We start from the raw sequence: 25371 nt of genomic DNA on the forward strand, positions 1-25371 counted from the left end.
ATTTGCCGGTCCAGCGTTCGCTCGCCAGCTCCACAAGGCGGCCCTGGGCGACAGCCGCGGGATGGATCATCGCGCTCATGGCCTGGGCCACACTCTCGCCGGCACAGGCAGCTCTCACCGCTTCGCAGCTCGAACAGACCGCCCTCGCGCCACACGTCAACGCACAGCTTCCCATGCAGCTGCCTCTCAGCGATGCGAACGATCGCGCCGCACCGCTTGCGAGCTGGCTCGGGGCCGTCCCGACCATCTGGATCCTGGCCGACTACACTTGCGAAACCCTGTGCGGGCCGGCGATCTCGATCGTGTCGAACGCGCTGGCCGATACTGGCCTCAGCGCCGGCAAGGATTTTCGGCTCATCGTTGTCGGCTTCGATCCCAAGGACACCGCCACCCAGGCGCTGGCCATGAAGAATGCGCAGCTGAGCCCAAGGAACGGGCTCTCTGAACACAGCGTGTTCCTGAGGACGGCTGCACCGGATGTTAACGCCTTAACCGACGCATTCGGCGTGCGGCCGGTCTACGATCGCGAGCATGACCAATTTGCCCATCCCGCCGCCGCCTTCGTCGTGACGCCTGACGGGCGGATTTCCCACGCGCTCTCGGCTCTTGCGGTCGATGCCGCCAGCCTGCGTCTTGCGCTGGTCGAGGCGGGCCAAGGTCACGTCGGCGGCTGGAGCGACCAGATTCATCTACTCTGCTACGGCTTCGATCCCGCGCGCGGGACCTATACGCTCGCCGCGCGGCGGCTGCTGATCGCGACGTCCTCCGTCAGCGTCATCGTCCTTGTCCTGCTGATCGGGCTTCTGTTCCGGCGCGAGCACGCCACCAGATAGCGCCCAAAGGTTCCTTTTCCTCAGACCGCGTGAGAACCGCGTCGAATGCCAGCCAGAAGATCGTGCCGAGGCAGAGCCCGGCCGCAATCAGCATTGCGCCCGTAACCGTCACGGACAGCCCGTGAATTGCCGGCAGGATGAGGATCGCGGCTTCGAGCCAGCGCATCGCCAGCGTCAGTCCGCACAGCGCCAGCAGCCAGTACGGGTCCGATCGCACCCGGCTGCTGAGCAGCGCGCAGAAGGGAAAGACGAACTGCCCGAATGAGAGCGCGGCGAGGACGAACTGCCAACCGTTCTCCGATCGCGCCAGATACCAGGTGACCTCCTTGGGGATATTGCCCGACCAGATCACGATGTACTGCATGGCGTGGAGATAGCACCACAGCAGCAGCGCCGAGAGCAACAGGCCGCTATAGCCGCGGCTCGGGCCGATCTGTCGCATCGACAACAGGCCGGCCGCGATGACAAACGCGGTGCCATCGACCAGCAGGAAGCTGAGAAAGATCAGACCATAGATCGAGGAGTGAAATTCCGGCTCCAGCGATTCCAGCCAGTCGATCCCGGCAAACGAGACGGTGAGAGTCCACACGATCGATCCGACCGACGCCGCGCGCACCATGGCCTCGTCGTTGCGCCAGGCGCGCCTGAGCCATTGGGCGAGCGCGATCCAGATCAGGAAATAGAGCACGGTCCGCAGCAGGAAGAACCACGGCATGAACCAGCGCGCCTTGAACGGCGGCAATGAGGAGCCGTCCGCGATTGCCGGATAGATCTCCCTTGTGAACAGCAGGATAGGAATGAAGGTCAGCGCGACGACGGGCAGGATGCCAGTGGTTGCGACGAACACTGTGTGCAGCGTTTCGGTCCAGCGCCGGCGCACCAGATAGCTGGTCATGAAGACGATCAGCGCTCCGATCGGAATAGCGCCCCAGGCGCTCCAGGCGACGAGATAGGCCGCCGTGGTCGACCTGACGTCGAAAACGAAGCCGGCGATCAGGACCAGACCCGACACCGCCGCCACCACCCTCCTCGCGCTGCGAATTGTCATGGCTGGCTCTCCAGCCTGGCACGTTCGTCCGCCGGTACGTCGTCGAGCGAAGCCTGACGGCTGAGCTGAAGCGCGCGGATATAGGCCACGATCGCCCAGCGATCTGCTGGCGGCACGCGGGCCGCATAGGAATACATCGCGCCATGGCCGTTGGTGATGACGTCGAAGAAGTATTGATCTTCCGCGGTGCGCAACCGATCGTCGTGATAGCTCGTCGGGCGCGGCATGCCGCGCTGGACGACCATACCGGTTCCGTCGCCGCCGGCACCATGGCATGGCGAGCAGAAGATGCCGAAGCGTTCCCGCCCCCGCGCCAGCAGTTCGGCCGACAGCACGGGCTTCGTGTTGCTTGCCTTCTCCCGCTCCAGATCATCTCGTGCGACTGTGTTTTCCGGCGGTCGCCGCAGCACGCTGCCGCGGAACAGCGGCGCGCGCGAGTATTCGCTGTAGCGCGGCTGCTCGTCCATATTCTGGTCACAGCCGGCGAGCAGACCGCCAAGCGCAACGATGGTCAGCCACCTGTTCATTCCGGCACGAGCTCCACCGACAGCGCGCCGGTCCCGCTGAGAAAGGCCAGCGTCTCGCTTGCATCGAACCTGGCGTCGTCCGCGCTCACGCACAGGAAGAAGCGATCCTTGCTGGCGCGGTGAAACCGCTCGCCGTTGAACACGGGATAGCTGAGCCGCGGCAGCCCGTTCTGCCACAGCATCCCGAACAGCATGGCGAGGGCGGAGAACAGGATGGTGAGCTCGAAAGTCACGACCGCGAAGGCCGAGACCGGATAGATCGGACGTCCCCCGACATTGAGCGGGTAGTCGTAGTTCGTGAAGAACTGCATGGCGAGCGCGGTGCTTGCGCCCGTGATGGCGCCGCCGAGCCCGATGAAGGAGATAGTCGGCCGCGGAAACCGCAAGATGCGATCCAGCCCCTCGACCGGGAACGGCGTGAAGGCATCGAGATGGCGGTAACCGGCCTCCCTCGCCTTGCGCGTTGCCGCCAGCAGGTCCTCCGGTGTGCTGAATTCCGCCAGTGCGCCATAGAGCTGCTCAGCCATGCTGATGCTCCTCCTTCTCTTCGTGGAGAAGCTCCTTGCTCTCGAAGATCGAGATCATGGGAACGAGCCTGATGGCGATGAGGAACGGCACGAGGAACAGCCCGATCGTGCCGAAATAAGTCGACCAGTCCCAGAAGCTCGGCGTGAAGTGGCTCCACGACGAGACCAGGAAATCGCGATAGAGGCTGGTGACCAGGATCATGTAGCGCTCGAGCCACATTCCGACCACGACGGACGCCGAGATCAAGAGCAGCATCCATCCGCTCCGCCGTACCCTGCGCAGCCATAGCGCCTGCAGCGGGATGAAGTTGAAGATGACGGCACCCCAATAGGTCCAGGCGTAGGCGCCGGCGAAACGATCGACCAGCGTCTGTATTTCGTGAGGCTCACCCGAATAGATCGCGTCGAACACCTCGAATACATAGCCGTAACCGGTCATCAGGCCGGTCGCGAGCAGCACCATCCCCAGCACATCGAGATGATCGTCGGTCACAAGGTTCTTCAGCCCGAACCAGGAACGTAGCGACACTGCGATGATGGAGACGACCGCGAAGCCGGAGAAGGCCGCGCCCAGCACGAAGTACGGCGGAAAGATCGTCGAGTGCCAGCCCGGGATCTGCCCGACCGCGAACAACAACGACACCTCGCTGTGGACGGAGACGACCAGCGGCACGGCGAGCCCGGCGGTCAAACGGTACGCCTGCTGCCAGCGCTGCCAGTGCCTGGCCGACCCGCGCCATCCGAGCGCCGTGATGCCGAAAAAAATCTGCCAGCCGCACCGCGTTGCGCGATCACGTGCCGCGGCCAGATCAGGGATCAGACCAGTGTACCAGAAGCCCAGCGAGACCGTCAAATAGGTCAGCACCGCCCAGATGTCCCATTCCAAAGGGCTGCGGAATTGCGGCCACACGCCCATCGTCGCCGGATAGGGAAACATCCAGTAGACGTACCAGGGCCGGCCGAGATGCAGAATTGGATAGATACCGGCGCAGACCACCGCGAACAGCGTCATGGTCTCGGCGAAACGATTGAGCGAATTGCGCCACTCACTGCCGGTGAGCAGCAGCAGCGCAGAGATCAACGTGCCGGCATGGCCGATGCCGAGCCACCAGACGTAATTGTGGATGGCGAAGGCCCAGTTGACCGGAATGTTGATGCCCCAGATGCCGACGCCACGCGTGAACAGCTCGACCACCGAAACCATCAGCAAAAGGAGCAGCGCGCTCGCGACCGTCATCGCGATCACCCAGCGCCGGTCGGCCGGAAAATGCAGGGGAATGCTGGTGAGCTGCTCGGCGATGCCGCCCATGCTCTGGCGCGTCGGCAGGATGTCGGATGGCTCGCTCATCCCGACCTCGATTCCGTGTCATCGTCGCGCCAGCGCGCCAGATAAGTCGTACGCGGCCGCGTCCCTAGCTCCTCGAGCAGCACGTAATGCCGGCCGTCGCGCTTGAGCCGCGAGACCTCCGAATTCGGGTCGTTGATGTCGCCGAACACGATCGCCTTGGTGGGACAGGCCTGCTGGCAGGCGGTGACCACCTCGCCGTCACGTATCGGACGGTTCTCCTTGTCCGCAGCAACGTGCGCCGCCTCGATGCGCTGGGTGCAATAGGTGCACTTCTCCATGACGCCGCGCGAGCGCACGGTGACATCGGGATTATGAGCGGCATGTTCCGATGAATCGGCAGGCCGGCGATAGTCGTAGAAATTGAAGCGCCGCACCTTGTAGGGGCAGTAACTGGAGCATGTCCGCGTGCCGATGCAGCGGTTATAGACCATCTGGTTGACGCCTTCAGGACTATGCGTCGTCGCATGGACCGGACAGCCCATCTCGCAAGGTGCGTCCTCGCAATGCATGCACGGCACCGGCTCGAAGAAGCTGCGCGGCTCCGCGACGTCGCCGGTGTAGTAGCGCGCGATCCGCAACCAGTGCATCTCTCGGCCGGCCCTGACCTGATCCGCGCCGACCACGGGCACGTTGTTCTCGGCCGTGCACGCCGTCACGCAGGCATTGCAACCGATACAACTGTCGAGATCGATCACCATGCCCCAGGCGTTCTTCGACGACGGCCAGGGAGCGTAAAGACTGGCCTGCTCGGGCTTGGCGCGCTCGACCTGACCTGGACTGATTTCCCGGGCGAGATCAAAGCCGTCGAGGCGATGATGCAGCTGGGTCACTGCGAGATCTTCGCGGGTCTCGAGCTTGCGCAGGCTTCCCTGCGCCAGCCACGGTTCGGCCCGGGGCCGCACCCGGTAGGCGTCGTAGCCGAGATTGTCGCCGACCCGTCCCGCGCGGGTCCGGCCATAGCCAAGATAGAGCGCAACCGTATTGTCGGCCTGGCCCGGCATGATCCAGAGCGGGCCCTCGACGTGGCGCGCACCGACCGTCACCTCGACATGATCGCCATTGGCCGCCGAGAAGCGTTTTGCCAGCGCCGGGCTCACCGCGATCACGTTGCTCCAGGTCATCGTCGTCAGCGTCTTCGGAAGCTCCTGAAGCCAGCCGACATTGGCGAATTGGCCGTCCCAGACCGTCGGGTCCGGCTGAAACACGATGTCGAAGCCCCCCGTCTTGTTTGGGGTCGCAATCGCGTCGCTTGTGGGAGACGCGGTGACGAACGGTGCCGCCCCGGCGATGAAGCCGTCGTGCAGCGCTTGCTTCCATCGCGCCTCGAACGCGTCGCCAAAGCTTGCCCGCCAGGTTTCGCGAACTGCAGCGTCCGGCGCCTGATCAACCTCACCAAGCAGCTTCGCCAGGATGTAATGCACCGATCTGACATCATAGAATGGTGAGATGACGGGCTGAAGGATGGTCGCGGTGCCATCGACGGCGCGCGCGTCACTCCAACTCTCCAGCGGATGCGCAAGGGGAAGCTGCCATTCGCAGAGTGCGCCGGTCTCGTCGCGGTGCAGGCCGAGATGAAGCGAGGATCGAACGTGCTTGATGGCATCCCCAACATTGAGTTCACCGGGTGCGCTGTAGACGGGGTTGCAATCGAGCACGAGGAGAGAGCTGACGCGCTCCGCATTGATATCGGACACCAGGTCGGCCAGCGTTGCTGCATCAGCCGGTCCTGTGATCGGCGCGGTCAGCTTCAGCGTTTGGCCGGCATTGCCGAACTGCTGGTTGATCCGCGCAACCCAGACCGCCGCGGCCACGCCGCCGCTCAGGCCCGAGACGAACAGCGAGCGCCGCGCCCGGTCCTCGCAGGCCGCGACCACGCGCGCAATCCAGCTCGCTTCCGTCTCGGTCACGTCCGGCTTCGATGCGCCGGCCACACCGAGCGCGTTTGCCAGCGCCTCCGCGATCACAGGCATCCGCCTTGCGTCGGCGATCAGTCGATGCGCTGCCAAGGCACCGGTTGCCGTCGGCACGCTCTCCGCCATGAACAGCCGGTTGCCCGGCCGATCGCTGGACCGCCGCCGCGCTTGCGCCCAACCCAGCGCATTGCGCACCTGATCAGGCCCCGGTCCCAGAAAATCATCATCGAGCCCGACAACGACATCGCAGTCCGCAAGTCCGTAGTGGAGATCGATGGGCTGCCCGTAGACCGCGGCCGTGATCTGCCTTCTCGCCTCACGTCCCGTGGCGGCGTGGACGTGAACGCGCGCTTTCGGAAATTGCTTCCGGAACGCATCGATCTGGCGCAGCAACGTCGGCGACGTCGCCGGCCCCAGCAGCAGCCTGACGCCCTCGCCCTGGTCGGTGCGCCAGTTCTCGCGCATCATGCCGATCGCCGACTCCACGTCGCTCCAGCTCACCGCTTCGCCGTGTCGCGCCGGCGCGGCCGCACGGTCGGGATCATAGAGTTGCAGCACCGCGCTCTGCATGAAGATGTCACTGCGGCCCTGCGTTGCGGGGTGCCCGGGATTGCCGTCGAGCTTGGTCGGCCGCCCCGCATGAGCCGTGGCGATCACCGGCTGCGCGTAACCATCGAACAGCACTGCGGTCGCATAATAGCGCGGCAGGCCGATGGTCTCGCTCGCCGGCTGGTCGACATAAGGCAACGCTGTGACGAACGAGCTTTTCTCGCACCCAGTCAGCCCTGCCAGCGCAAAGGATGCGCCCATCAGCTTCAAGAATTCGCGACGCGCGGTCTTGGAGAATTCATGGACCGCTGGATATTCCGCGTCGATGAAGGCGCGAAACCTGGGATCGTCCGACAGCTCTTCGATCCCTGCCCACGCGCGCGGCCCATTCGCCGGTTGATGGTCGATGCGGCGCTTCATCGGTGACACACATAGCAATGCGTGAGCTCGCCGAAGCGAATGCCTTCATGGGCGGCGATCGCGTCGCCCTCCCTGCGCGCATCCGCGGGCGGCGTCCACGCCATATCCGTGATGTGATCCAGCGGACGTAGATGAGGGGCAGGATCGCGGTGGCAATCGATGCAAAACTCCATTGTGAACGGCTTGGCGCGATAGGTCAGCGCCATCTGGTCGATACGGCCGTGGCAGTTTTCGCAGCCGACGCCCTTGGCAATATGGATGTCGTGCCGGAAGAACACGTAGTCGGGCAGCTTTGCGACGCGCGTCCATGGGATCGGCGTGTTGCTGGCAAGACTCTTTCGCACCGGTTCCAGCATCGACGCGTTGGTCCATATCTGGGAGTGACATGTCATGCAGGTCTCGGTCGGCGGGAGGCCGGCTTGCGGGCCGGCCTCGACATTGTTGTGGCAATAGCGGCAGTCGATACCGAGTTCCCCGGCATGGTGGCGGTGGCTGAACGGCACCGGCTGATGCGGACGAATGTCGGTCTCTGTCATGTATGCCGAATGCGCGAAGCCGACAGCGGCCACGATGCTGCCGCCGGCAAGCGACAGGGCGCCGATCACGAACAGGCGAATCCACGTGTCCGCCACAGGTGAGAATATTTGAGCCATTCTCGCTGTGACCTGAGAGCGAGCTGTCCGGTCGACAATCTGATCCCCGAGCGTTGGTTCCTAACGTAGGAACACAATCCAAGAGCGTGCATTGTCCCGCCGCGATCGAGGACAGCACCATGGCGGACACCAACCACGTCGACTATGAGCGGTCGGACGTCGGACTTCGCCTTGCCGGCTGGCTCGCAGGAGGCCTTGCGACTTTCGTCGTCATCACTCCGCTCGTGCTGCCCTGGCTGTTCCCGCCGTCCACCAGCCGCATCACGCCCGCGAGCCGTCCCGCAACGAGGTCCAGTGCGCCACCGCTCGAGGTCACGCCTCGGGCCACGCTTCTGGCGACACGACAGCAGGAAGCGCAAATCGAGCGCGGCTACGGCTGGGCCGATCGCAGTCGAGGACAAGTCCGCATCCCGATCGATCGGGCGGTCGATATTCTCCTGCGCAAAGGCCTGCCGGGATGGCCGTCTCAATGAGCGCGCTCCGATCGGGGTTGCCCTAGATGTGGCGCCAGTGGATCCCGTTCTGGCGTCCCGGGCTATCGCCGCATGGCGGCGACGTCGATCTGCTGTTCGCCGGCCTTTTGATCGCAAGCGCGCTGGTGCTCGCGCTGCTGTTCTTTCTGCTCGTGCTGTTTTGCACCCGCTATCGCGCGGGAAACCGGACCGATCGAGACCATCGCGTCAAGAAGAGCTGGCACTGGGAAGTAGGCTGGACCGCCGCGTCGTCCGTTTGCTTCCTCGGCCTCTTCGTCTGGGGCGCGAGCGTCTATTTCCAGATCTACCGCACGCCCGCGGACGAGCACGATGTGTTCGTCGTGGCGAAGCAGTGGATGTGGAAGACGCAGCATCCGGGCGGCCAGTCCGAAATCGACGCGCTGCATATCCCGGTCAGACGCCCCGTCCGCCTGGTGATGGCTTCGCAGGACGTCATTCACAGCTTCTTCATTCCCGCCCTTCGGCTGAAGCATGATGTGGTCCCAGGCCGCTACCAGGACCTCGAGATCGAGGTCGACAAGCCCGGCCACTATCATTTGTTTTGCGCCGAATATTGCGGCACCGATCACTCCGGCATGATCGGCGAGATCGTCGCGATGGAGCCGGCCGATTTCTCCAACTGGCTGACGCAACAGGCACCGTCGAGTCCGCTAGCGAGCGAAGGCGGCCAGCTGTTCCGCGAACTCGGCTGTAGCGGTTGTCACGGTGGTGGCGGCACGATCCGCGCGCCTCCGCTCGAAGGCCTCTACGGCAAGCCGGTGCCGCTCTCGGACGGCACCACCGTGATCGCGGATGACAAGTACATCCGGGATTCCATCCTGATGCCGCGCAGCCAGGTGGTCGCAAGCTATCAGCCGCTGATGCCCTCGTTCGCGGGCAAGGTCAGCGAGGACCAGCTGTTGCGGCTCGTGATCTACATCAAATCGCTCGCAGGGCACCCATCATGAGCGACAAGAACTATCTCACCACCGACTACACGCTGAGATCCTGGTTCCTGACGACGGATCACAAGAGGATCGCGATCCTCTATTTCGCGAGCCTGATCTTCTTTTTCTTCATCGGAGGCGCGGCCGCGACCGCAATCCGGATCGAGCTCGCCACGCCGCAGGCCGATCTCGTCAGCTCCGATGTCTACAACCGCCTCTTCACCATGCACGGCATCATCATGGTGTGGTTCTTCCTGATCCCGTCGATCCCCAACACGCTCGGCAATTTCGTGGTCCCGCTGATGATCGGCGCGCGAGACCTGGCCTTTCCCCGGCTCAATCTGATGAGCTGGTACATCTTCATGCTCGGCGGCTGCATCACGCTGTTTGCGATCCTCGCCGGTGGCGTCGACACCGGCTGGACCTTCTACACACCGTTCTCGACGCTGTACTCCAACAGCTATGTGATCGTCGCCGCCGCCGGCGTTTTCATTGCCGGCTTCTCGTCGATCCTGACCGGCCTCAATTTCATCGTCACCATCCATCGCCTGCGCGCGCCCGGACTGACCTGGTACCGCCTGCCGTTGTTCCTGTGGTCGCTGTACGCAACATCAGTCATCCTGGTGCTGGCGACACCGGTGCTCGCGATCACGCTGCTGCTGATGGCGACGGAACGTTTCTTCGGCGTCGGCATCTTCGATCCCAGGATCGGCGGCGACCCGCTGCTGTTTCAACATCTGTTCTGGTTCTACTCGCATCCCGCGGTCTACATCATGATCCTGCCGGGCATGGGGGTGATCAATGAGCTGGTCTCCTGCTTCTCGCGGAAGGAAGTGTTCGGCTACAAGTTCGTCGCCTGGTGCAGCGTCGCCATCGCCGCGGTCGGCTTCCTGGTCTGGGGCCACCACATGTTCGTCAGCGGCCAGTCGCTGGTCGCAAGCCTCGTATTCTCCTTCATGAGCTTCATCGTCGCGGTGCCCTCCGCGATCAAGGTCTTCAACTGGACCGCGACCCTGCACAAGGGCTCGATCCATTTCGATGCACCCATGCTCTATGCGCTGGCTTTCATCGGCCTGTTCACGATCGGCGGCCTCACCGGCCTGTTCCTGGCGTGCCTCGCCTTCGATGTGCATGCGACCGACACTTATTTCGTTGTCGCGCATTTCCACTACATCATGGTCGGTGGCATGGTGACGGCCTATTTCGGCGGCCTGCATTATTGGTGGCCGAAAATCACCGGCCGGCTCTATTCCGAATATTGGGCACGCACCGCCGCCGTGCTGATCTTCTTTGGCTTCAACCTCACTTTCTTTCCACAATTCATCCTCGGCGCCGAAGGCATGCCGCGTCGTTACCACGTCTATCCCCCGGAGTTTCAGGTCTGGAACGTATTGTCGTCCGGAGGCGCTGCGATCCTTGCCGTCGCCTATCTGATGCCGCTGTTCTATCTCGGCTACTCCGCCTTCCATGGCCGTCGCGCGCCGGCAAACCCCTGGAACGCGCCTGGCCTCGAATGGCAGACTTCCTCGCCGCCACCGGAGTTCAACTTTGCAAGCCAGCCCGTGGTGACGCGCGCGCCGTATCAATACAACGAGCATTTCCAGGCGGAGCCACAAAATGCCTGAGCGCTCCGCCTTCGCGCCGCAATACGCTTCGATACCCCATCGAGATCACACGGCCGAACTCGGCATGTGGGTGTTCATCGCGACCGAAGTGCTTCTGTTCGGCGGCCTGGTGCTCGCCTATTTCGTCTACCGGCACGCTTTTCCGCAAGGCTTCGCCGCGGGCAGCCGGCACACCGAAATCGTGATCGGGACGGCCAACACGGCGGTATTGCTGACATCGAGCTTTCTGGTGGCGTGGGCTGTCGAGATCTTCTCGCCCGTCACCGCCAAAATCGTGACATGGCTGCTCATCGCTGCGGCGTGTCTCGGTCTTGTCTTTATCATGCTCAAAGGCATCGAATACAGCAGGGAATATGACGAACATCTTGTCCCAGGCATCGACTTCCAGTTGGCCGGACCAAAGGCCAACGGTGTCCAGCTGTTCTTCGTCTTCTACTTCGTCGCCACCGCGATCCACGCCCTGCACATGCTGATCGGGATCTGCCTGCTGATCACGCTTGCGGTCATCTGCCGGAAGGCACCGACGACGCGCCATCATACGGCGCTGCACAGCGCGGCGCTGTACTGGCATTTCGTCGACGTGGTCTGGATCTTCCTGTTCGCGCTGATCTACCTGCCGGGACGGTCCTCGTCATGACGGAATGGCGGCCACCATTTGCCCTCGTCGGAGCCTGGCTTGGCCTGCTGGCCTTGCTGGCGCTGACCGTGACGCTGGCTTACGCCCCGCTTGGGGCCGCCAACGCCGTCGTGGCGCTCGGCATCGGCACAATCAAGGCCATGCTCGTCGCGGCCATCTTCATGGAACTGCGACATCGCAGCGGCCTCACGCTCATTTTTGCGGGCGCAGGCCTGTTCTGGCTCGGCATCCTGCTATGGCTGGGGTCCATGGATTTCCTGACGCGGACGTGAGGCTCAGTTGGTTCTCGCGTCGAGTTGCGCGCGCTCCTTCTTCGCCTCATCTTCGCTGACCGGCGGCGCCTTGCCCCAATGGTTGCGGACATAGGTCGCGACCGCCGCGACCTGTGCGTCGTTCAATTGCCAGCCGAACGCCGGCATCGCCGGGCCGGTCGGCTCCTGATCGGTCGCCACGCTCTGCGCGCCCTGAAGGATCACGCGCAGAACCGTCGTAGGGTCTCCCGTGCTGACGGTTGCGGCATGAGCAAGGTCCGGAATGAGATTGGGAACACCTGATCCGTCCGACTTGTGACAGGCAGAGCAGAGGTCTTGATAGATCGCACCACCCGCCGCCATGACATGGGACTCCGCCGCGCTGTCCGCTGCCGGCTTTGGTCCTGATTGACCCTTGAGATAGGTCGCCATCGCCTTGGCGTCGTCGTCGCTGACCTTCGATGTCGAGAGCTCAACGACCTCCCCCATCAGACCAGCCGCCGCAGCAAACCGGTTGTGGCCGGTCTTGAGATATTGCGCGAGATCATCGGCTGACCAGTCCGCGAGCGGCCCCTGCCCGCTGGTGATGTCGGGTGCAGCCCAACCCTGGAGCGTGTAGCCCTGGAGTCGCTTGTCGGGCATGTCGCCGCCCAAAGCCGTCTTCGGGGTGTGACAGGCGCCGCAATGGCCGGGGCCCTCGACGAGATAGGCGCCGCGGTTCCACTGCTTTGACTTGTCCGGCTGCTCCCTGAACTCGCCCGGCGTGAAATAGAGCGTGTCCCAGACCGTCATCGCCATCCGCTGGTTCAACGGGAACGGCAGCTGGTTGACGGCCACGGGGTTGTGGACGGGCTCGATGGTCGACAGATAAGCGCGGATGTCCTTGACGTCCTCTTGCGTCATCCGCGCGAAGTAGGGAAACGGCATGGCCGGGTAGAGCCGCTTGCCGTCGCGGCGCACGCCCTTGCGCACGGCCGCGTCAAATTCATCGTCGCTCCAGGCGCCGATCCCGGTCTCGCGATCGGGCGTGATGTTGGGCGCGACCAGCACGCCGAACGGTGTCTCGATGGGACGGCCGCCGCTGAGGGGATGATCGCTGCCCGGGATCGTATGGCAGCTGCCGCAATCGGCAGCTGTGGCCAGATAGCGCCCACGCTCGACGGACGAAAAATCTTGCAAGCCCGCACTCGTGGCCTCGCCCACGCCTGCGGCAAGTGTGAGCGTCACTAGCGCAAGTTGTGCAGCCCTACGCATTGATCAGCTGCCCCGGGTTCTTGAGATATTTGGAGCGGATCGCATCGGCCGTCCAATAGGCGAGCGCTGCAACCGTTCCGGTCGGGTTGTAGCCGGCATTTTGCGGAAACGCGCTGGCGCCCAGCACGAACAGGTTGGGTACGTCCCAGCTTTGGAGAAAGCGGTTGAGCGCGCTCGTGGTGGGATCGGATCCCATGATCGCGCCGCCGCAGAGATGCGTCGTCTGGTATTTTGTGATGTCGTAGGGCGCCTTGCGGTATTCCTTGTGGACCTGTTTTGCGCCCATGGCCTGAAAGATCTCAGCGAACTTGTCGGTCAGGAATTTGTTCTGCTTGATCTCGTTGTCGTGGAAATCCATGGTGATCCGCACCAGCGGCCGGTTGAAGCGATCCTTGTAGGCGGGGTCGAGATCGACATAGACGTCGCGGTAGCTGTACATGCTACCATGGACGCCGGTCCCGGGCTTGATCGCGCTCTGATAGTTCTCCTTGACGGCCTTCTTCCATGCCGCGCCCCAGAGCGGCGTGCCCGGCGGCACCGGCGTGGTTTCGATCGGCCGGCCGTTAGTCTGCACATGTCCCATGTAGCCGCCGCCGACGAAGCCATGCGGACCATGGTCAAAATTGTCGCCGTTGAACTCGTCGATGCACATTCCGATCGCGCCGGAGGCGATGAAGGGATTGAAGACGAATTTTGCCGGATCGAAGAAGCTGACGACGTCGGAGGTGGTCTGGTGGGTGAAATTGCGGCCGATCACGCCGGTGTTGGCCGCGGGATCATAGGCCTTGCCGATGCCTGACAGCAGCAGGAGTTGAACATTGAAGATCGTGTAGGCCGAGAGCACGACGAGGTCGGCGGGCTGCTCCCACTCGTCACCCGCGGCATCGACAAAGGTCACGCCGGTGGCGCGCTTGCCGGAGCTGTCGACATTGATCCGCGTGACCTCGCTGTTGTCACGGGCCGTGAAGTTGGGTTTGCGCACTAGCGCTGGCAGCACCGTGGTCTGCGGCGAGGCCTTTGAATAGTTGCCGCAACCGAACCACTCGCAGAAGCCGCAATAGGTACATGGCCCGAGCCGAACGCCGAGAGGATTCTGGTACGGCCGCGACATGTTGCCGGAGGGCTGCGGAAACGGCTTGTAGCCGAGATCGCGCGCCGCCTTGCCGAACAGCGCATGGCCGAACGGCTGATCCTGCGGCGGATTCGGATAGGCCCGCGCGCGCGGTCCCTCGAACGGGTTGCCGCCGTCCATGATCGTGCCCTTGATATTGCCGGCCTGACCGGACGTGCCACAGAGATATTCGAACTTATCGTAATGCGGCTCGAGCTCGTCATAGGTCACGCCCCAGTCCTGGATGGTCATGTCCTCGGGCAGGAAGTTTACCCCGTAACGCTCGGTCAGATGCGTCTTCAGCACGAAATCCGACGGCAGGAAGCGCCACGTCTCCGCGTTCCAGTGCACCCCGCCGCCGCCGACGCCGTTCGGCGGCATGAACGCACCCCAGCTTCTGATCGGCAGCGCGGCCTCGCTCATCTTGTGGCGGAAGGTGAAGGTGGTCTGGCTCGGGCTCAGGAACAGCTCGTGACGGATGCGGTAGCGCAACTCGTCAGCCGCGTAGCCCGGCGGGTAGTCCGTCGCCGTATTGCGCCACGGGCCGCGCTCGATCGCAATCAGGTCGAGCCCGGCGTCGGCGAGCTCGTAGGCCATGATCGAGCCGGTCCAGCCCAGCCCGACGATGACGACGTCCTTCCGCGGGAGCTTACGGGCCATGTGCGGCGCTCACGATTTGGCAGGGGTCCAATCCGCGCGCCCGGCGATGCTCACGGGCGGATGCGGATAGCGTTCGTTGTGGCGATTGACCCAGTCGCGATAGTCGTAGCGGATGCCGGGAAAGCCGATCATCTTCCATCCGACCATGTCGATGTTGCCGCCGTGAATGGGATCAGCGAAGAAGCCTTCCGGCACGTCCTTCAACAGGGCGGAGAAGAACCCCTTCGCATCGACCGTCTCGAACTTGACCTCGCCTGACTCGAGTTTCCGCAACACGTCGTCCTGTGCGGCCGCCTCGAGCTCCGCGAAGGATTTTCCGGCCTGGGTTGACTTGCAATGCTTGTCGAGCGCGGCCAGCGCGTTGCGATAGAGCTCGGCATGGGTCAGCGCCGATTGCGGGCCTTGCTCCTGGGTGCCTTTGGTGTGCGGTCCAAGCGTGTAATGACCCTGGTTAGAGCCGTACGGTCCCTTGAGTTGGCGATCGATGAAGACGGCGCAGCCGGCGATCTTGCCGCCAGGCGTCTCCGGGTCGGGCGGGATGATGCGATCGACGATCGCTTCCATCGCGCGAGCTTCATCAAGAGTAAAGAACTGCCACGGACCCGGCCGCACCATCTCTGGCGCAGAGTTCGGATGCGGCGCCCACGGCACACGATTGTGGATCACGGTCGCGCGCGTCAGGGAGGTCGTTCCGACAAGCCAGGCCGCGAGTGTGAGAAACGTTCTGCGCTGCATGGAACATTCATCAAGCCCGTGTCGCCAACGTGAGCCGGATTTGGATGTTCCTATGCGATGGCTCGCCTTTGGTCGGATCGCGTGTCGTTACAATCGCGCGAGCAAGGTTCCACTACCGGCAGCGGTACCGTCGTCCATCCGGACCGCGGAACCACATTCCCGGGCGGCAGTCCGGCCGATCATAGGCGTACGAGTCCCGGAACGGGGCGGTGGCGATCGCACCGGCGGTCCCGATCGCCGCGCCGGCGATTCCGGCGGCGGTATCGGCCGCGGCGCCCACGGGTCCGCGGTGATAGCAGCGATGCGTGTCGCAATAGTCGCGTGCGAGCGCGGGCGACAGGGCGGTGGCCATCACCATCGCGGTTCCGGCGATCAATCCCAAGGTCTTCATTGAAGCCTCCATGTTGGTTTGACGTTGGTTTGGTTCTTCAACGACCAGCAACGGCCGGCGTTCCGGGTATCGCGCTCCGGCAACGCATTGCGCAACGCGGCATTAGCGACGGGTCGTGAGCTCATCCGCCCGGAGGCCGGGTCCCCTCATCGACCTCCTGGACGTGATAGCCGGCCGGCAGCAGACGACCGCCCTCCTCGTCTGCAACCGGAACGTCTGTGACAAGCCCTTCGATCAACGCGGCCTCCCAGACCTCCTTCTCCGTGGCAAACGGGCTGCCGATCTGTCTTTCACCTTCAAAAAGCGCGTACATGTTGCCTCCGCCGGCTAGATGCTAATCAGCGCAATGCCAAGGTCCGGCCGCTTCTTGCGGCGCAGGTGAACCACGGTCTCCGTGATCGTGACCTCGAGCGTGGGTTTGACCGAGCCGGACAGAAGGTGGCCGCCGCGCAGCGTGCCGTCCTGCATACCCAGCACGGCGTGAAGATGCAGGCTGGCCTTGCCGTCATCGCCTTGCGCGACATCGCCCAGCAGGCTCAGCACCTCGCACTGCTCGCCGACCTCGATCGGCTTGTACTTTTTGGCCGCGAAATCGAACCAGCCGACCTTCGCCTGCGAGAAGGCGCCGATCGCCGAGACCGAAGCACCCGTGACCTTCTCGCGATCGGCGAATTCGGTGATAGCCTTGAAGGCCTCCTCGCCCTGATCCAGAATCAGAACAAAGACCCGCTCCGCGCCGTCGTTGATCATCTTCGATTTCATGCCAGAGTCCCGCTGTTGTGACGCCTATTAGCTGGCCGAGATCGGCATCTCGCCGCCCTCGATGATCTCGGGCAGTACATCCTTGAAGAGCCGCACCGGAACGGACTTTGCCGCCGGCACCTTGCTGCCTTCCGCGTAATGCCACAGGGGAATGAGCCCGTTGCATTCGGGATAGTAGCCGGCAATGCTCCGGCGCGGGATGTCATAGGGCACGACCTGGAGCTCGCTCAGGCTGCGCTCGACGCCGTCATTGGCCTCCGTCACCAACGTAACGGTGTCTCCGGATTTCAGCCCGTCCGCTTCCATATCGGCCGGATTCATCAGCACGACGTAACGGCTGCCTTCGATGCCGCGGAAGCGGTCGTCTTCGGTGTAGATCGTCGTGTTGAACTGCCCGTCGGCGCGCATGGTCATCAGCTCATAGACGCCATCACTCTCCTTTGGCGGCGCGAACGCCGACTTGGGCACGGTGAAGTTGGCCTTGCCATTCGGCGTCTTCCACTTGCGCTCGCGCGCCGCCAGCGGCCGCGGAAAGCCGCCGGGCTCGAACATGCGCTTGTTGAAATCCTTGAACTGGTCGGGATAGGTGCGCTCGATGGCGTCCCTGACGCGCGAATAATCGGCGATCCAGCCGTCCCAATCGACTTTAGGGTTTGCCTTCAGCGTTGCTTTGGCAAGTCCGGCGATGATCGCAGGTTCCGACAGGGCATGCCGGGTCACCGGCTTGCGCTGCCCGCGCGAGCCGTGAATGCATGCGGTTGAGTCTTCCATCGACACGGCCTGCGCACCGCTGGCCTGCTCGTCGATCTCGATGCGGCCGAGACATGGCAGGAGATAGGTCACCTCGCCCGGCACGATGTGGCTGCGGTTGAGCTTGGTCGCGATCTGCACCGACAGACGCAAGCCAGACCAGCCCGGCTCCATCAGCGAGCGCTCTGGGATCGCGCGCACGAAATTGCCGCCGAGACTGACGAAGCCACGGACGTCGCCCTTCAAGATGCCCTCGCAGGCATCCACCGTCGAAAGACCATCCCAGCGTGGCGGCTCAATGCCGTAGAGTTCGGCGAGCCTGTCGAGCGGCACGAGCTTTGTCTTCTCGGAGATGCCGACCGTACGTTGGCCCTGGACGTTGGAATGACCGCGGATCGGCGAGATGCCCGCGCCTGGTTTGCCGATGTTGCCACGGAGTAGCAGTAGATTGACGATCATCTTGGCCGTCTCGACGCCGTGCTTGTGCTGGGTAACGCCCATGCCGTAATTGACGATCACCGCGTTGGCAGCCATATAGATATTGGCCGCCTCGAGCATCGCCATGCGCGAGAGGCCCGATGCGCGCTCGATTTCGTTCCAGTCCTGCGCGCGGCAGAACGCGGCGAACTCCTCGTAACCAGCCGTATGCTGGGCGATGAACTCGACATCGACCACACGCGGCCTCCCGTTCGCCTGTGCCAGATCGTCCGACTCGATCACCGATTTGCAAATCCCGGCGATCGCCGCGGCGTCGCCGCCGACGCGAACCTGATGATATTGCGTGCTGATGCGCGTGCCGCCGGCGATCATCTGCAGCGGGTTTTGCGGATTGACGAAGCGCTCGAGGCCCCGCTCCCGGAGCGGATTGAAGGTCACGATGGGCACACCGCGCTGGGCTGCCTCCTGGAGCGGATGCAGCATCCGTGGTGCATTTGTCGTGGTGTTGTGACCAAAGAAGAAAATGCAATCGGTGTCGCTGAAATCCTTGAGCTGCACGGTGCCGACCGGAACCCCGATGACCTGAGGCAGGGCCACTGAAGTCGTCTCATGGCACATGTTGGAGCTGTCAGGGAAATTGTTGGTGCCGTACATCCGGCCGAACAGCTGGTACATGTAGCTGGCCTCCAACGAGGCACGGCCGGACGTGTACATGACCACCGAATGGGGATCCAGCTTGTTCAGCTCCGCGCCGATCTCGCGAAATGCCTCGCTCCAGTCCACCGCGACGTATTTGTCGCTGACCGGATCATAGCGCATCGGATTGGTCAGCCGCCCCTGCTCTTCCAATTGATGATCGGACCAGGAGCGCAGCTCGGTAAGCGTATGCCGGGCGAAGAACTCCGGCGCGACGGTCTTGCCTGTCACCTCCCATGCGGTCGCCTTGGCGCCGTTCTCGCAGAATTCGAAGGGATGCGGGCTTGCCGGCTTGGCCCAGGAGCAGCTCACGCACATGAAACCGCCGGGCTTGTTCTGCTTCAGCAGGATCTCGCTGCCGAGGAGGGCAACCTCTTCCTGCGTCAGGATATGAACGACGGCGTTGAGCGATCCCCAGCCGCCGGCGGGAGCGTTGTAATTTTCGACTTTGGCTTTCTGCCGCATGGTGGGTCCTTCAACTGCAAGCCCCGCACCGAAAAACCTGAGAAGCGCTCGCTGGTTCCTAAGACTTCGGAACCTTGGCGCGCATCGCGCGTCGATAGACCGGCGTTAGGACGAACCTCATGCACGACTCACAGCTCAGCCAGCGCGACCGCGTGCTTGCGCGCCCCGCTTCCACCAGCATGCCAAGGCTTACGTCAGGCCGAACGCTTGACCAGCGCATGTTGGCCGAGGAGTGTCCGGTCGCACTTGTCTACGACGGCACGACGCTGGCGGTCCTCATGGCGACGCCCGCCGATCTCTCCGACTTCGCAATCGGCTTCAGTCTGACTGAAGGGATTATCGAGGATGTGGGCGAAATCGCCGAGCTCACGGTCGCTCCTGGTCGCGACGGCATCGAGCTGCGCGTATGGCTGCGGCCGAGGGCTGGACGGCGATTGAAAGAGCGGCGGCGGCGACTGGTCGGGCCAACCGGCTGCGGCCTGTGCGGGATCGAAAGCCTGCGCGAGGCCAGCGCGGCCATTCGTCCCGTGGAGCGGCGGATCAAGCTCACTCCCGAACAGATTGGCTCCTCAATCGAGCGGCTCGCCGCGTCGCAGATTCTCGGCCAGTCGACGCGCGCGACCCATGCCGCCGGATTCTTCGCGCCCGGCGCCGCCAACCTGGTCGTCCGTGAAGACGTCGGCCGCCACAACGCGCTCGACAAGCTCGCCGGCGCCCTCGCAGCGGCAGGGATAGCAGGACATTCCGGCGCCGTTATCCTAACCAGCCGGATATCGGTCGAGTTGGTGCAGAAGACTGCCGCGATCGGCGCCGGCCACATCATCGCGATCTCAGCGCCGACCGCACTTGCAATCCGGACGGCCGAGACCAGCGGCATCACGCTGGTCGGCGTCGCTCGCGGGCGTGAGTTCGAGATATTCAGCCATTTTGACGGAGTCGCCTGATATTGATGCGGACGGAATCCCGACAACGACCGAAGCAGCAATTCAGTCTCAAGTTTCCCTGTCTCTAGACGCTCGAAGAAGCTCACGATCTTTTTCGCCCGGCTTGCTTTTCCATGAACGTCTTTGGCTCGCTACCGATAGCGCATTGCGAACCGGGTGGACGCTGACTTTGACAGGCCGCCGCGATCATCCGGTACGATGGCGTAGGGAATTCGCTTGCCGTCGTTCGCCGGCACTGACTTGCGTTCTCACGTTATCACGAACAGAAGGCACATGCCCTAAGTCCAGGTTTCGATTGCGCCGCACCAGTTTCGTACCAGAAACACGAAGCGCAGCGAACGTGGTCGAACTCCACGAAAAGCGCAGTAAAATCAATGAAATTGGTCGATATCCTCCCGCTCATAACGGTCCAGTTGCAGGTTCGAGTCCCGCCCGTGCGGCAGAGGCGCTTAGTTGCTTTCATTGCTGGGCAGCAGCTTCATATTTATGGGGTCATGCCCCTCAGGAGCTTATTCCGTGCCGCAAGCTATCTTATCCGCGCAGAGCCGACCTCCACGTTCTCCTGCCGAGTTAGCCTCCATCATCACAATCGCCTACGAGCGCATCGAACGGGACCGGCGCCGCAACTGCTGGATCTATGTGCGGCCCATAGAAGAAGCGCTGGCCGAGGCTGATGCCCTTGCGCAGCGAGCGGAAAAGGGTGAAGTCCTGCCACTTCTTGGCGTGCCATTCGGCGTCAAGGACAATATTGACGTTGAGGGCATGCCAACGACAGCAGCCTGTCCGTCATTCGAATATGTGGCTGCGCAATCGGCTAGATGCGTCGAGAGATTGACGGCCGCGGGTGCGATCTGTCTTGGCAAAACCAATCTAGATCAATTCGCAACCGGACTGTCCGGCACCCGCTCCCCCTATGGCACCTGTTCCAGCGCTGCTAACGATCTGTATATTTCCGGCGGTTCGAGTTCCGGTTCGGCCGCTGCTGTAGCATCCGGCCATATTGCCTTCGCTCTCGGCACAGATACCGGCGGCTCCGGCCGGATTCCCGCAGGCTTCAATGGGATCATCGGGATCAAGCCAACTGTCGGCCTCATCTCATCTCGGGGGCTTGTGCCGAACTGTCCGACGCTCGATTGTCCCTCGCTTTTCTGCAATTCCATTGCCGAAGGTCGAATTCTGCTCGGGTTGATCGAAGGATTCGACGACACCGATCCTTTTAGCCGCCAACAGATTGGCTCGTCCTCCCCATCTCCTCGCAAATTCCGGTTCGGCCAGGTCTCTGTCGGTCATCTGAATTCATTCGGTATGCCGGAATGTAACGACTTCTACAGGCAGGCCTGCGCGAGGCTTTCGGGACTGGGAGGCCAAGCCAGACAAATTGACTTCACGCCTTTCGCCGAAGCCGGCGAAATGCTCTTCTCAGGGCCTTGGATTGCTGAACGTTATGCGGCGATCAGTGAGCTCCTCGACATCGATCATGGAGAACTGCTTGAAGTCACCCGCAACGTACTGAACGCAGCTGCCCGGTTTTCCGCAATAGATGCGTTCGCCGCGCAACATCGGCTTTTGAAGTTGCGACGCCAGGTCCAATCGCTTTTCGAAGAGATCGATGTCTTGGTGGTACCTACCGCGCCACGACCCTTCACGATTTCAGAGATGATGGAAGATCCTATCACGCTGAATAATCGCCTCGGTTATTACTCTTATTTTGCCAATCTCGTGGACTTGTGCGCGGTGGCAGTTCCCAACGCAACGCTCGGCAACGGCATGCCGATGGGCATCACTTTGCTAGCGCCTGCGTGGCGTGACTATGCTCTTCTCGACCTTGCCGAGCGATGGTTGCCCGATGCGAAGACCGCACTGTTCGATCTAAAAGAACATCCGAGGGCCCCGTCTTAGACGACTTCGAGATCGAGAGCGCGTAGATTGAGAATCACAATCAGGCCTCGGTGATAACGGATGACGCCCCTTGCCTGCATGCGGGAAAGCTGCACCGTAACCCATTGGCGAGTTGAGCCGATCAGATTAGCGAGATCACCATGCGTGAACGGGATCCCGATTACGATCTCACGGCCTTGCTGCGAGCCGTAGATATTCGAGAGGAAGACTAACAGACGATGCAACCGCTCGGTAACCGAGCGGGTCCCCAGCATTTGCGCCATGGCCGAGTAGCACCGTGCCTTGAAGGCGAGTGCATCCAGCAGCGCGACCGCGATACTGGCCGATTGAAGCGCTAGCGCGCGTAGGGCTGGGCCGGACAAAAACGTCACTTGGCTCCGCTCCACCGCAACCGAAGACCATACGTGGGCACCAGTACCGAACAGATCCGGGCCACCGACGAAATTGCCAGCGAACCAGTAGGCCAGCGTCACCTCACGTCCGGACGGAGCCGCGTAGTAGCTGCGGATACGCCCCTCTTTGATCAGATAAATGCCGTTCTGCAGATCACCCTGCCGCCAGACATGCTTGCCTGCCTGCAGGACCTCCTCGCGGCCGATGGCGAGGATACGACGCCGGTCGGCCTCACACAACGGATCCAACAAGCCAGGCAGCGACCCGACCAGAGCATCCGATCCCGCCAGCATGATGCCGGTCGTGTTCCTGAGACTTGCCGCTGACATCTGCTCGCTCCCTTGCCGCCGCAAGGAAAAACCATTCAAGAGCCATGCCAGAGCATGTCGTCAGGCGCTTATGTACTGATTTCCAGTTGCTCGAAGGCCCTGCGGCCTTCCGACCGGATCAGGTCGAGGCAATCCCGCTTGAGGGCGAGATAGGCAGCCTCCGCGACGATGGCGCTGGAGCGCGGTCGCGGCAGGTTCACCTGGAGATCTTTGAGAATGCGGCCTGGCCCCGCGCTCATGATCAGCACACGGTCAGAGAGAAGGATCGCTTCATCGATGTCGTGTGTGACGAAGACGATTGTTGCGTTGATCCGCTCGCGGAGCTCGAGCAGATTGTCCTGCATGACCGCCCGGGTCTGCGCATCCAGCGCTCCGAAAGGCTCGTCCATCAACAGCACGCGCGGCTGATTGGCGAGGGCACGGGCAATCGCGACCCGCTGCTGCATGCCTCCAGAGAGCGTGTGCGGATATGCCGACGCAAACTTGGTCAGTCCGATCATCTCGATAAGGTCGTCGGCAATCCGCAGCGCCTCCGCTTTCGGCTTGCCGAGGGCGCGCGGCCCGTGTGCGATGTTCCGGCGCACCGATTTCCACGGAAACAGATGTGGCTGCTGGAAGACCATCCCGATCTCGGGCCGTGGCGCGAGCATTACTTCGCCGGCTATGAGCACTTGCCCTTCAAACGGCCGCTCGAGGCCGGCCATCGCATTCAGGAGCGTGGACTTGCCGCAGCCGGATGGACCGACGATCGAGACGAATTGCCCTTGGGCTACCGCCAGGGATACGCGATCGACCGCGATGACCTGTCCGCTCGGCACATCGAAGACGATGCTCAACTCTTCGACCCGGATGATCGCCTGACGCGCCGGGGCGGAAGGCGAGTGCGTATCCACGAGCCTGAGCGGCTGGTCTGGACGAAGCAAGCTCGAGGTCATCGCCACCACACGGCACGTTCGGCAAGAGTCGCGAAGGAACGGTCGGCGACGAAGGAAAGCAGCCCGAGAGCCGCCAACCCGCCCATGACCTGACCCGTTTGCATGTTCTGTTGCGCAATTTCGATACGATAAACGATCCCAGCGAACGCTCCCGCCAACTCGGCGGCGACCAGCGTGTAGAAGGAGATACTTACCGCGGTCCGAAGACCGACAGTGATATAGGGCAGCGCGCCAAGAAGGACGATCTCCCACAGCATCTGCGGCTGCGGCGTGCCGAGCATCTGGGCGGCACGGATAAGTCCGGGATCGACCTTCTGCACCCCTATGTGGGTCGCAAGCCATACCGTGAAGAACACGCCCCAAACGACCAGGAAGAGCTTGCCTGTCTCCGAGAGGCCAAACCAAAGGATGACGATCGGCACGAAGGCGACGGGAGGAATTGGACGAAGGATGTGAAACAAAGGTGAAAGCAGGCTAGAGACCAGCCGGAACCGGCCAGTCAGGACGCCGAGCACGATCCCGCCCGCGGCCCCGATCGCAAATCCTCCGGCCACACGCGAGAGACTCGCCATTAGGTCGCCGAAAAATTGTCCGCTGCGGATCCATTCGAGAATGGCGACAGCGACGGTCGATGGCGGCGGAAACAGCACGGCGTTCACGATGCCGGAGCGTGCAACCAGTTCCCACACGCCTGTGAAGGCGGGCACGGAGAGGACGGCGACCAGTACGCTCAGCCGTGCGGTCGCGCTCGCACTGTTGCCTCGCCCGACGCTCACGGGCGCGCCTCCAGTGTGACGCGAGCTGGATCGAGGGCCTTCAGCGGCGCCGTCACCAAGACTTTCGAGAAATCGGGCATGCTCGCTCCAGGGGGATGATTGCCGGTCTCGAGCCGCCACGCGGCATGGGTTTTCAGAGTCGCGAGAAGCTTGTCGTCGAGGCGCACGTGGTAGACATAGTCTGGCCAGATCGAAGCCAATTCATCGCGTTTCATCCCGGTCGCTGCGGCGATGACGTCGATCGCTTCACCCGGATTCGCCTTGAGCCAGCCCTCGGCTTCGATGAGGGACGCCAGGAACTTGCTGACGATCGCCGGATTGGCCGCGAGGTAAGACTGCGTAACGACAATATTGAAGGTCTCCGAGTAGAGACCTTTGGTCTCAAGCGGGATCGCGCCCTCGCCAAGAGCCTTCTTCGCATTCGCGACGTGCGGCTCCCAGGTATCGAACGCGTCGATGCTGCCGGCCGCCATGGCGGGAAGCATCTCCTGAGGCCGCAGGTTGACGAGCGTCACGTCCTTCGAAGTCAGGCCCGCCGCTTTCAACAGGACCGACGTGTACACTTCGCTGCCGGTTCCGGCCGTAAAGGCGATTCGCTTTCCACGCAGATCGGCCTTCGTCTTGATACCGGCAGGAGCTGCGGTCATGGTCTTGAGATCCGAATATTCCATTCCCGCCACGAAGGCGATCGGTTGTTGCGCCATCGCGGCCGCCGTGACCGGCGCCTCGGCGGTTGTTGCGATATCCGCCCCTCCCCCGAGCACCGTATCGAGGCACTGCTTCCCGCTGGTGAAATTGGACACCGAAATCTCGAGCCCCTGCTTGACGAAAATGCCCTTCGCATTGGCGATAATCGTCAGTCCCGAGATCGGCCCAAGATTCTGGGCGAGCTGCGCCTTCAGCAATTCTTCGGCTGTCGCGCGCTCAGACGTCGCAAACAGGAAGGACGCAGATAGCACGAACACGGCAGAGCGAAGACCAGTTGTTAATCGCATGCCACAACCCTCTGATGCCGGCGACCGGAGTGATCGACCGTGACGACAGGGTCGTCTGAAGACGGGAGACCGTGAAGCAATTAATCG

The 25371-nt window shown here is 62.7% G+C and carries 25 protein-coding genes; 8 read left to right on the plus strand and 17 right to left on the minus strand.

Annotated elements, in window-relative coordinates; genetic code table 11:
• The first annotated feature begins 77 nt into the window (after positions 1-77).
• The gene (locus tag JJC00_RS24805) at positions 78-833 is read left to right on the plus strand and encodes an SCO family protein (protein WP_200468518.1); all 756 of its coding nucleotides are present in this window, start codon (positions 78-80) and stop codon (positions 831-833) included.
• Here JJC00_RS24805 and JJC00_RS24810 read toward each other — a convergent pair.
• The 6 genes from JJC00_RS24810 to JJC00_RS24835 are packed head-to-tail and all read right to left on the minus strand — an operon-like array spanning position 775 to position 7818.
• On the minus strand, positions 775-1881 hold the full coding sequence (locus JJC00_RS24810) for a hypothetical protein (protein ID WP_200468519.1): 1107 nt from the start codon (positions 1879-1881) through the stop codon (positions 775-777). The genes JJC00_RS24805 and JJC00_RS24810 overlap by 59 nt on opposite strands.
• Positions 1878-2408 (minus strand): c-type cytochrome, encoded by a 531-nt coding sequence (locus JJC00_RS24815; protein ID WP_200468520.1) that lies wholly within the window; start codon positions 2406-2408, stop codon positions 1878-1880. The genes JJC00_RS24810 and JJC00_RS24815 overlap by 4 nt, the downstream gene beginning before the upstream one ends.
• Positions 2405-2935: a DUF3341 domain-containing protein gene (locus JJC00_RS24820; protein ID WP_200468521.1), complete on the minus strand. Its 531-nt coding sequence runs from the start codon at positions 2933-2935 to the stop codon at positions 2405-2407. Before JJC00_RS24820 ends, JJC00_RS24815 begins: the two co-directional genes overlap by 4 nt.
• Positions 2928-4283: an NrfD/PsrC family molybdoenzyme membrane anchor subunit gene (gene nrfD, locus JJC00_RS24825; RefSeq protein WP_246773903.1), complete on the minus strand. Its 1356-nt coding sequence runs from the start codon at positions 4281-4283 to the stop codon at positions 2928-2930. Before nrfD ends, JJC00_RS24820 begins: the two co-directional genes overlap by 8 nt.
• A complete protein-coding gene (locus tag JJC00_RS24830; protein WP_200468522.1) occupies positions 4280-7165 on the minus strand; it encodes a TAT-variant-translocated molybdopterin oxidoreductase in 2886 nt (961 codons plus the stop codon). The genes nrfD and JJC00_RS24830 overlap by 4 nt, the downstream gene beginning before the upstream one ends.
• Positions 7162-7818, minus strand: coding sequence for a cytochrome c3 family protein (locus JJC00_RS24835; RefSeq protein ID WP_200468523.1), 657 nt, complete (start codon positions 7816-7818; stop codon positions 7162-7164). Before JJC00_RS24835 ends, JJC00_RS24830 begins: the two co-directional genes overlap by 4 nt.
• Before the next feature lie 119 nt (positions 7819-7937).
• On the opposite strand from JJC00_RS24835, the gene JJC00_RS24840 reads away from it, so the two are divergent.
• The 5 genes from JJC00_RS24840 to JJC00_RS24860 are packed head-to-tail and all read left to right on the plus strand — an operon-like array spanning position 7938 to position 11772.
• Complete coding sequence (locus JJC00_RS24840) at positions 7938-8291, plus strand: hypothetical protein (RefSeq protein ID WP_200468524.1); 354 nt, start codon at positions 7938-7940, stop codon at positions 8289-8291.
• Positions 8292-8317: 26 nt separating this feature from the next.
• Positions 8318-9259, plus strand: coding sequence for a cytochrome c oxidase subunit II (locus JJC00_RS24845; RefSeq protein WP_200468525.1), 942 nt, complete (start codon positions 8318-8320; stop codon positions 9257-9259).
• Positions 9256-10863 (plus strand): cytochrome c oxidase subunit I, encoded by a 1608-nt coding sequence (gene ctaD / locus JJC00_RS24850; protein ID WP_200468526.1) that lies wholly within the window; start codon positions 9256-9258, stop codon positions 10861-10863. The genes JJC00_RS24845 and ctaD overlap by 4 nt, the downstream gene beginning before the upstream one ends.
• Positions 10856-11500 carry a cytochrome c oxidase subunit 3 gene (locus JJC00_RS24855; RefSeq protein WP_200468527.1) on the plus strand — a complete coding sequence of 215 codons (645 nt, stop codon included), beginning with the start codon at positions 10856-10858 and terminating at the stop codon, positions 11498-11500. The genes ctaD and JJC00_RS24855 overlap by 8 nt, the downstream gene beginning before the upstream one ends.
• Positions 11497-11772, plus strand: coding sequence for a cytochrome C oxidase subunit IV family protein (locus JJC00_RS24860; protein ID WP_200468528.1), 276 nt, complete (start codon positions 11497-11499; stop codon positions 11770-11772). The genes JJC00_RS24855 and JJC00_RS24860 overlap by 4 nt, the downstream gene beginning before the upstream one ends.
• A 3-nt stretch (positions 11773-11775) precedes the next feature.
• Here the strand turns inward: JJC00_RS24860 and JJC00_RS24865 are convergent, their stop codons facing one another.
• The 7 genes from JJC00_RS24865 to JJC00_RS24895 all read right to left on the minus strand — a co-directional run bounded on the left by JJC00_RS24865 (position 11776) and on the right by JJC00_RS24895 (position 19013).
• Positions 11776-12930, minus strand: a complete 1155-nt coding sequence (locus JJC00_RS24865) for a c-type cytochrome (RefSeq protein WP_246773904.1) — start codon at positions 12928-12930, stop codon at positions 11776-11778.
• A 67-nt stretch (positions 12931-12997) separates the two neighbouring features.
• The gene (locus JJC00_RS24870) at positions 12998-14776 is read right to left on the minus strand and encodes a GMC family oxidoreductase (protein WP_200468530.1); all 1779 of its coding nucleotides are present in this window, start codon (positions 14774-14776) and stop codon (positions 12998-13000) included.
• A 9-nt stretch (positions 14777-14785) separates the two neighbouring features.
• On the minus strand, positions 14786-15511 hold the full coding sequence (locus JJC00_RS24875; RefSeq protein ID WP_200468531.1) for a gluconate 2-dehydrogenase subunit 3 family protein: 726 nt from the start codon (positions 15509-15511) through the stop codon (positions 14786-14788).
• Positions 15512-15623: 112 nt separating this feature from the next.
• Positions 15624-15902, minus strand: a complete 279-nt coding sequence (locus tag JJC00_RS24880; protein ID WP_200468532.1) for a hypothetical protein — start codon at positions 15900-15902, stop codon at positions 15624-15626.
• A gap of 121 nt (positions 15903-16023) precedes the next feature.
• Positions 16024-16215, minus strand: a complete 192-nt coding sequence (locus JJC00_RS24885) for a hypothetical protein (protein WP_200468533.1) — start codon at positions 16213-16215, stop codon at positions 16024-16026.
• Positions 16216-16229: 14 nt separating this feature from the next.
• Positions 16230-16664, minus strand: coding sequence for a PPC domain-containing DNA-binding protein (locus JJC00_RS24890; RefSeq protein ID WP_200468534.1), 435 nt, complete (start codon positions 16662-16664; stop codon positions 16230-16232).
• Between the two features lie 27 nt (positions 16665-16691).
• Positions 16692-19013, minus strand: coding sequence for an FdhF/YdeP family oxidoreductase (locus tag JJC00_RS24895; protein WP_200468535.1), 2322 nt, complete (start codon positions 19011-19013; stop codon positions 16692-16694).
• A gap of 119 nt (positions 19014-19132) precedes the next feature.
• Between JJC00_RS24895 and fdhD the strand changes: the two genes are divergently transcribed.
• Both fdhD and atzF read left to right on the plus strand, forming a co-directional pair.
• Positions 19133-19957, plus strand: coding sequence for a formate dehydrogenase accessory sulfurtransferase FdhD (gene fdhD, locus JJC00_RS24900; protein WP_246773905.1), 825 nt, complete (start codon positions 19133-19135; stop codon positions 19955-19957).
• A gap of 516 nt (positions 19958-20473) precedes the next feature.
• Positions 20474-21856 (plus strand): allophanate hydrolase, encoded by a 1383-nt coding sequence (gene atzF / locus JJC00_RS24905; protein ID WP_246773906.1) that lies wholly within the window; start codon positions 20474-20476, stop codon positions 21854-21856.
• Here atzF and JJC00_RS24910 read toward each other — a convergent pair.
• From JJC00_RS24910 to JJC00_RS24925, 4 genes are all read right to left on the minus strand, one after another.
• Positions 21853-22578, minus strand: a complete 726-nt coding sequence (locus tag JJC00_RS24910; RefSeq protein WP_200468536.1) for a Crp/Fnr family transcriptional regulator — start codon at positions 22576-22578, stop codon at positions 21853-21855. The two genes, atzF and JJC00_RS24910, sit on opposite strands and share 4 nt — an antisense overlap.
• Before the next feature lie 68 nt (positions 22579-22646).
• Complete coding sequence (locus JJC00_RS24915) at positions 22647-23522, minus strand: ABC transporter ATP-binding protein (RefSeq protein WP_200468537.1); 876 nt, start codon at positions 23520-23522, stop codon at positions 22647-22649.
• Complete coding sequence (locus tag JJC00_RS24920) at positions 23510-24289, minus strand: ABC transporter permease (protein WP_246773907.1); 780 nt, start codon at positions 24287-24289, stop codon at positions 23510-23512. The genes JJC00_RS24915 and JJC00_RS24920 overlap by 13 nt, the downstream gene beginning before the upstream one ends.
• Positions 24286-25194, minus strand: a complete 909-nt coding sequence (locus JJC00_RS24925; RefSeq protein WP_246773908.1) for an NrtA/SsuA/CpmA family ABC transporter substrate-binding protein — start codon at positions 25192-25194, stop codon at positions 24286-24288. Before JJC00_RS24925 ends, JJC00_RS24920 begins: the two co-directional genes overlap by 4 nt.
• Positions 25195-25371 lie beyond the last annotated feature (177 nt).

The sequence above is a fragment of the Bradyrhizobium diazoefficiens genome (assembly GCF_016616885.1).
In the GTDB taxonomy this organism is placed as follows: domain Bacteria; phylum Pseudomonadota; class Alphaproteobacteria; order Rhizobiales; family Xanthobacteraceae; genus Bradyrhizobium; species Bradyrhizobium diazoefficiens_F.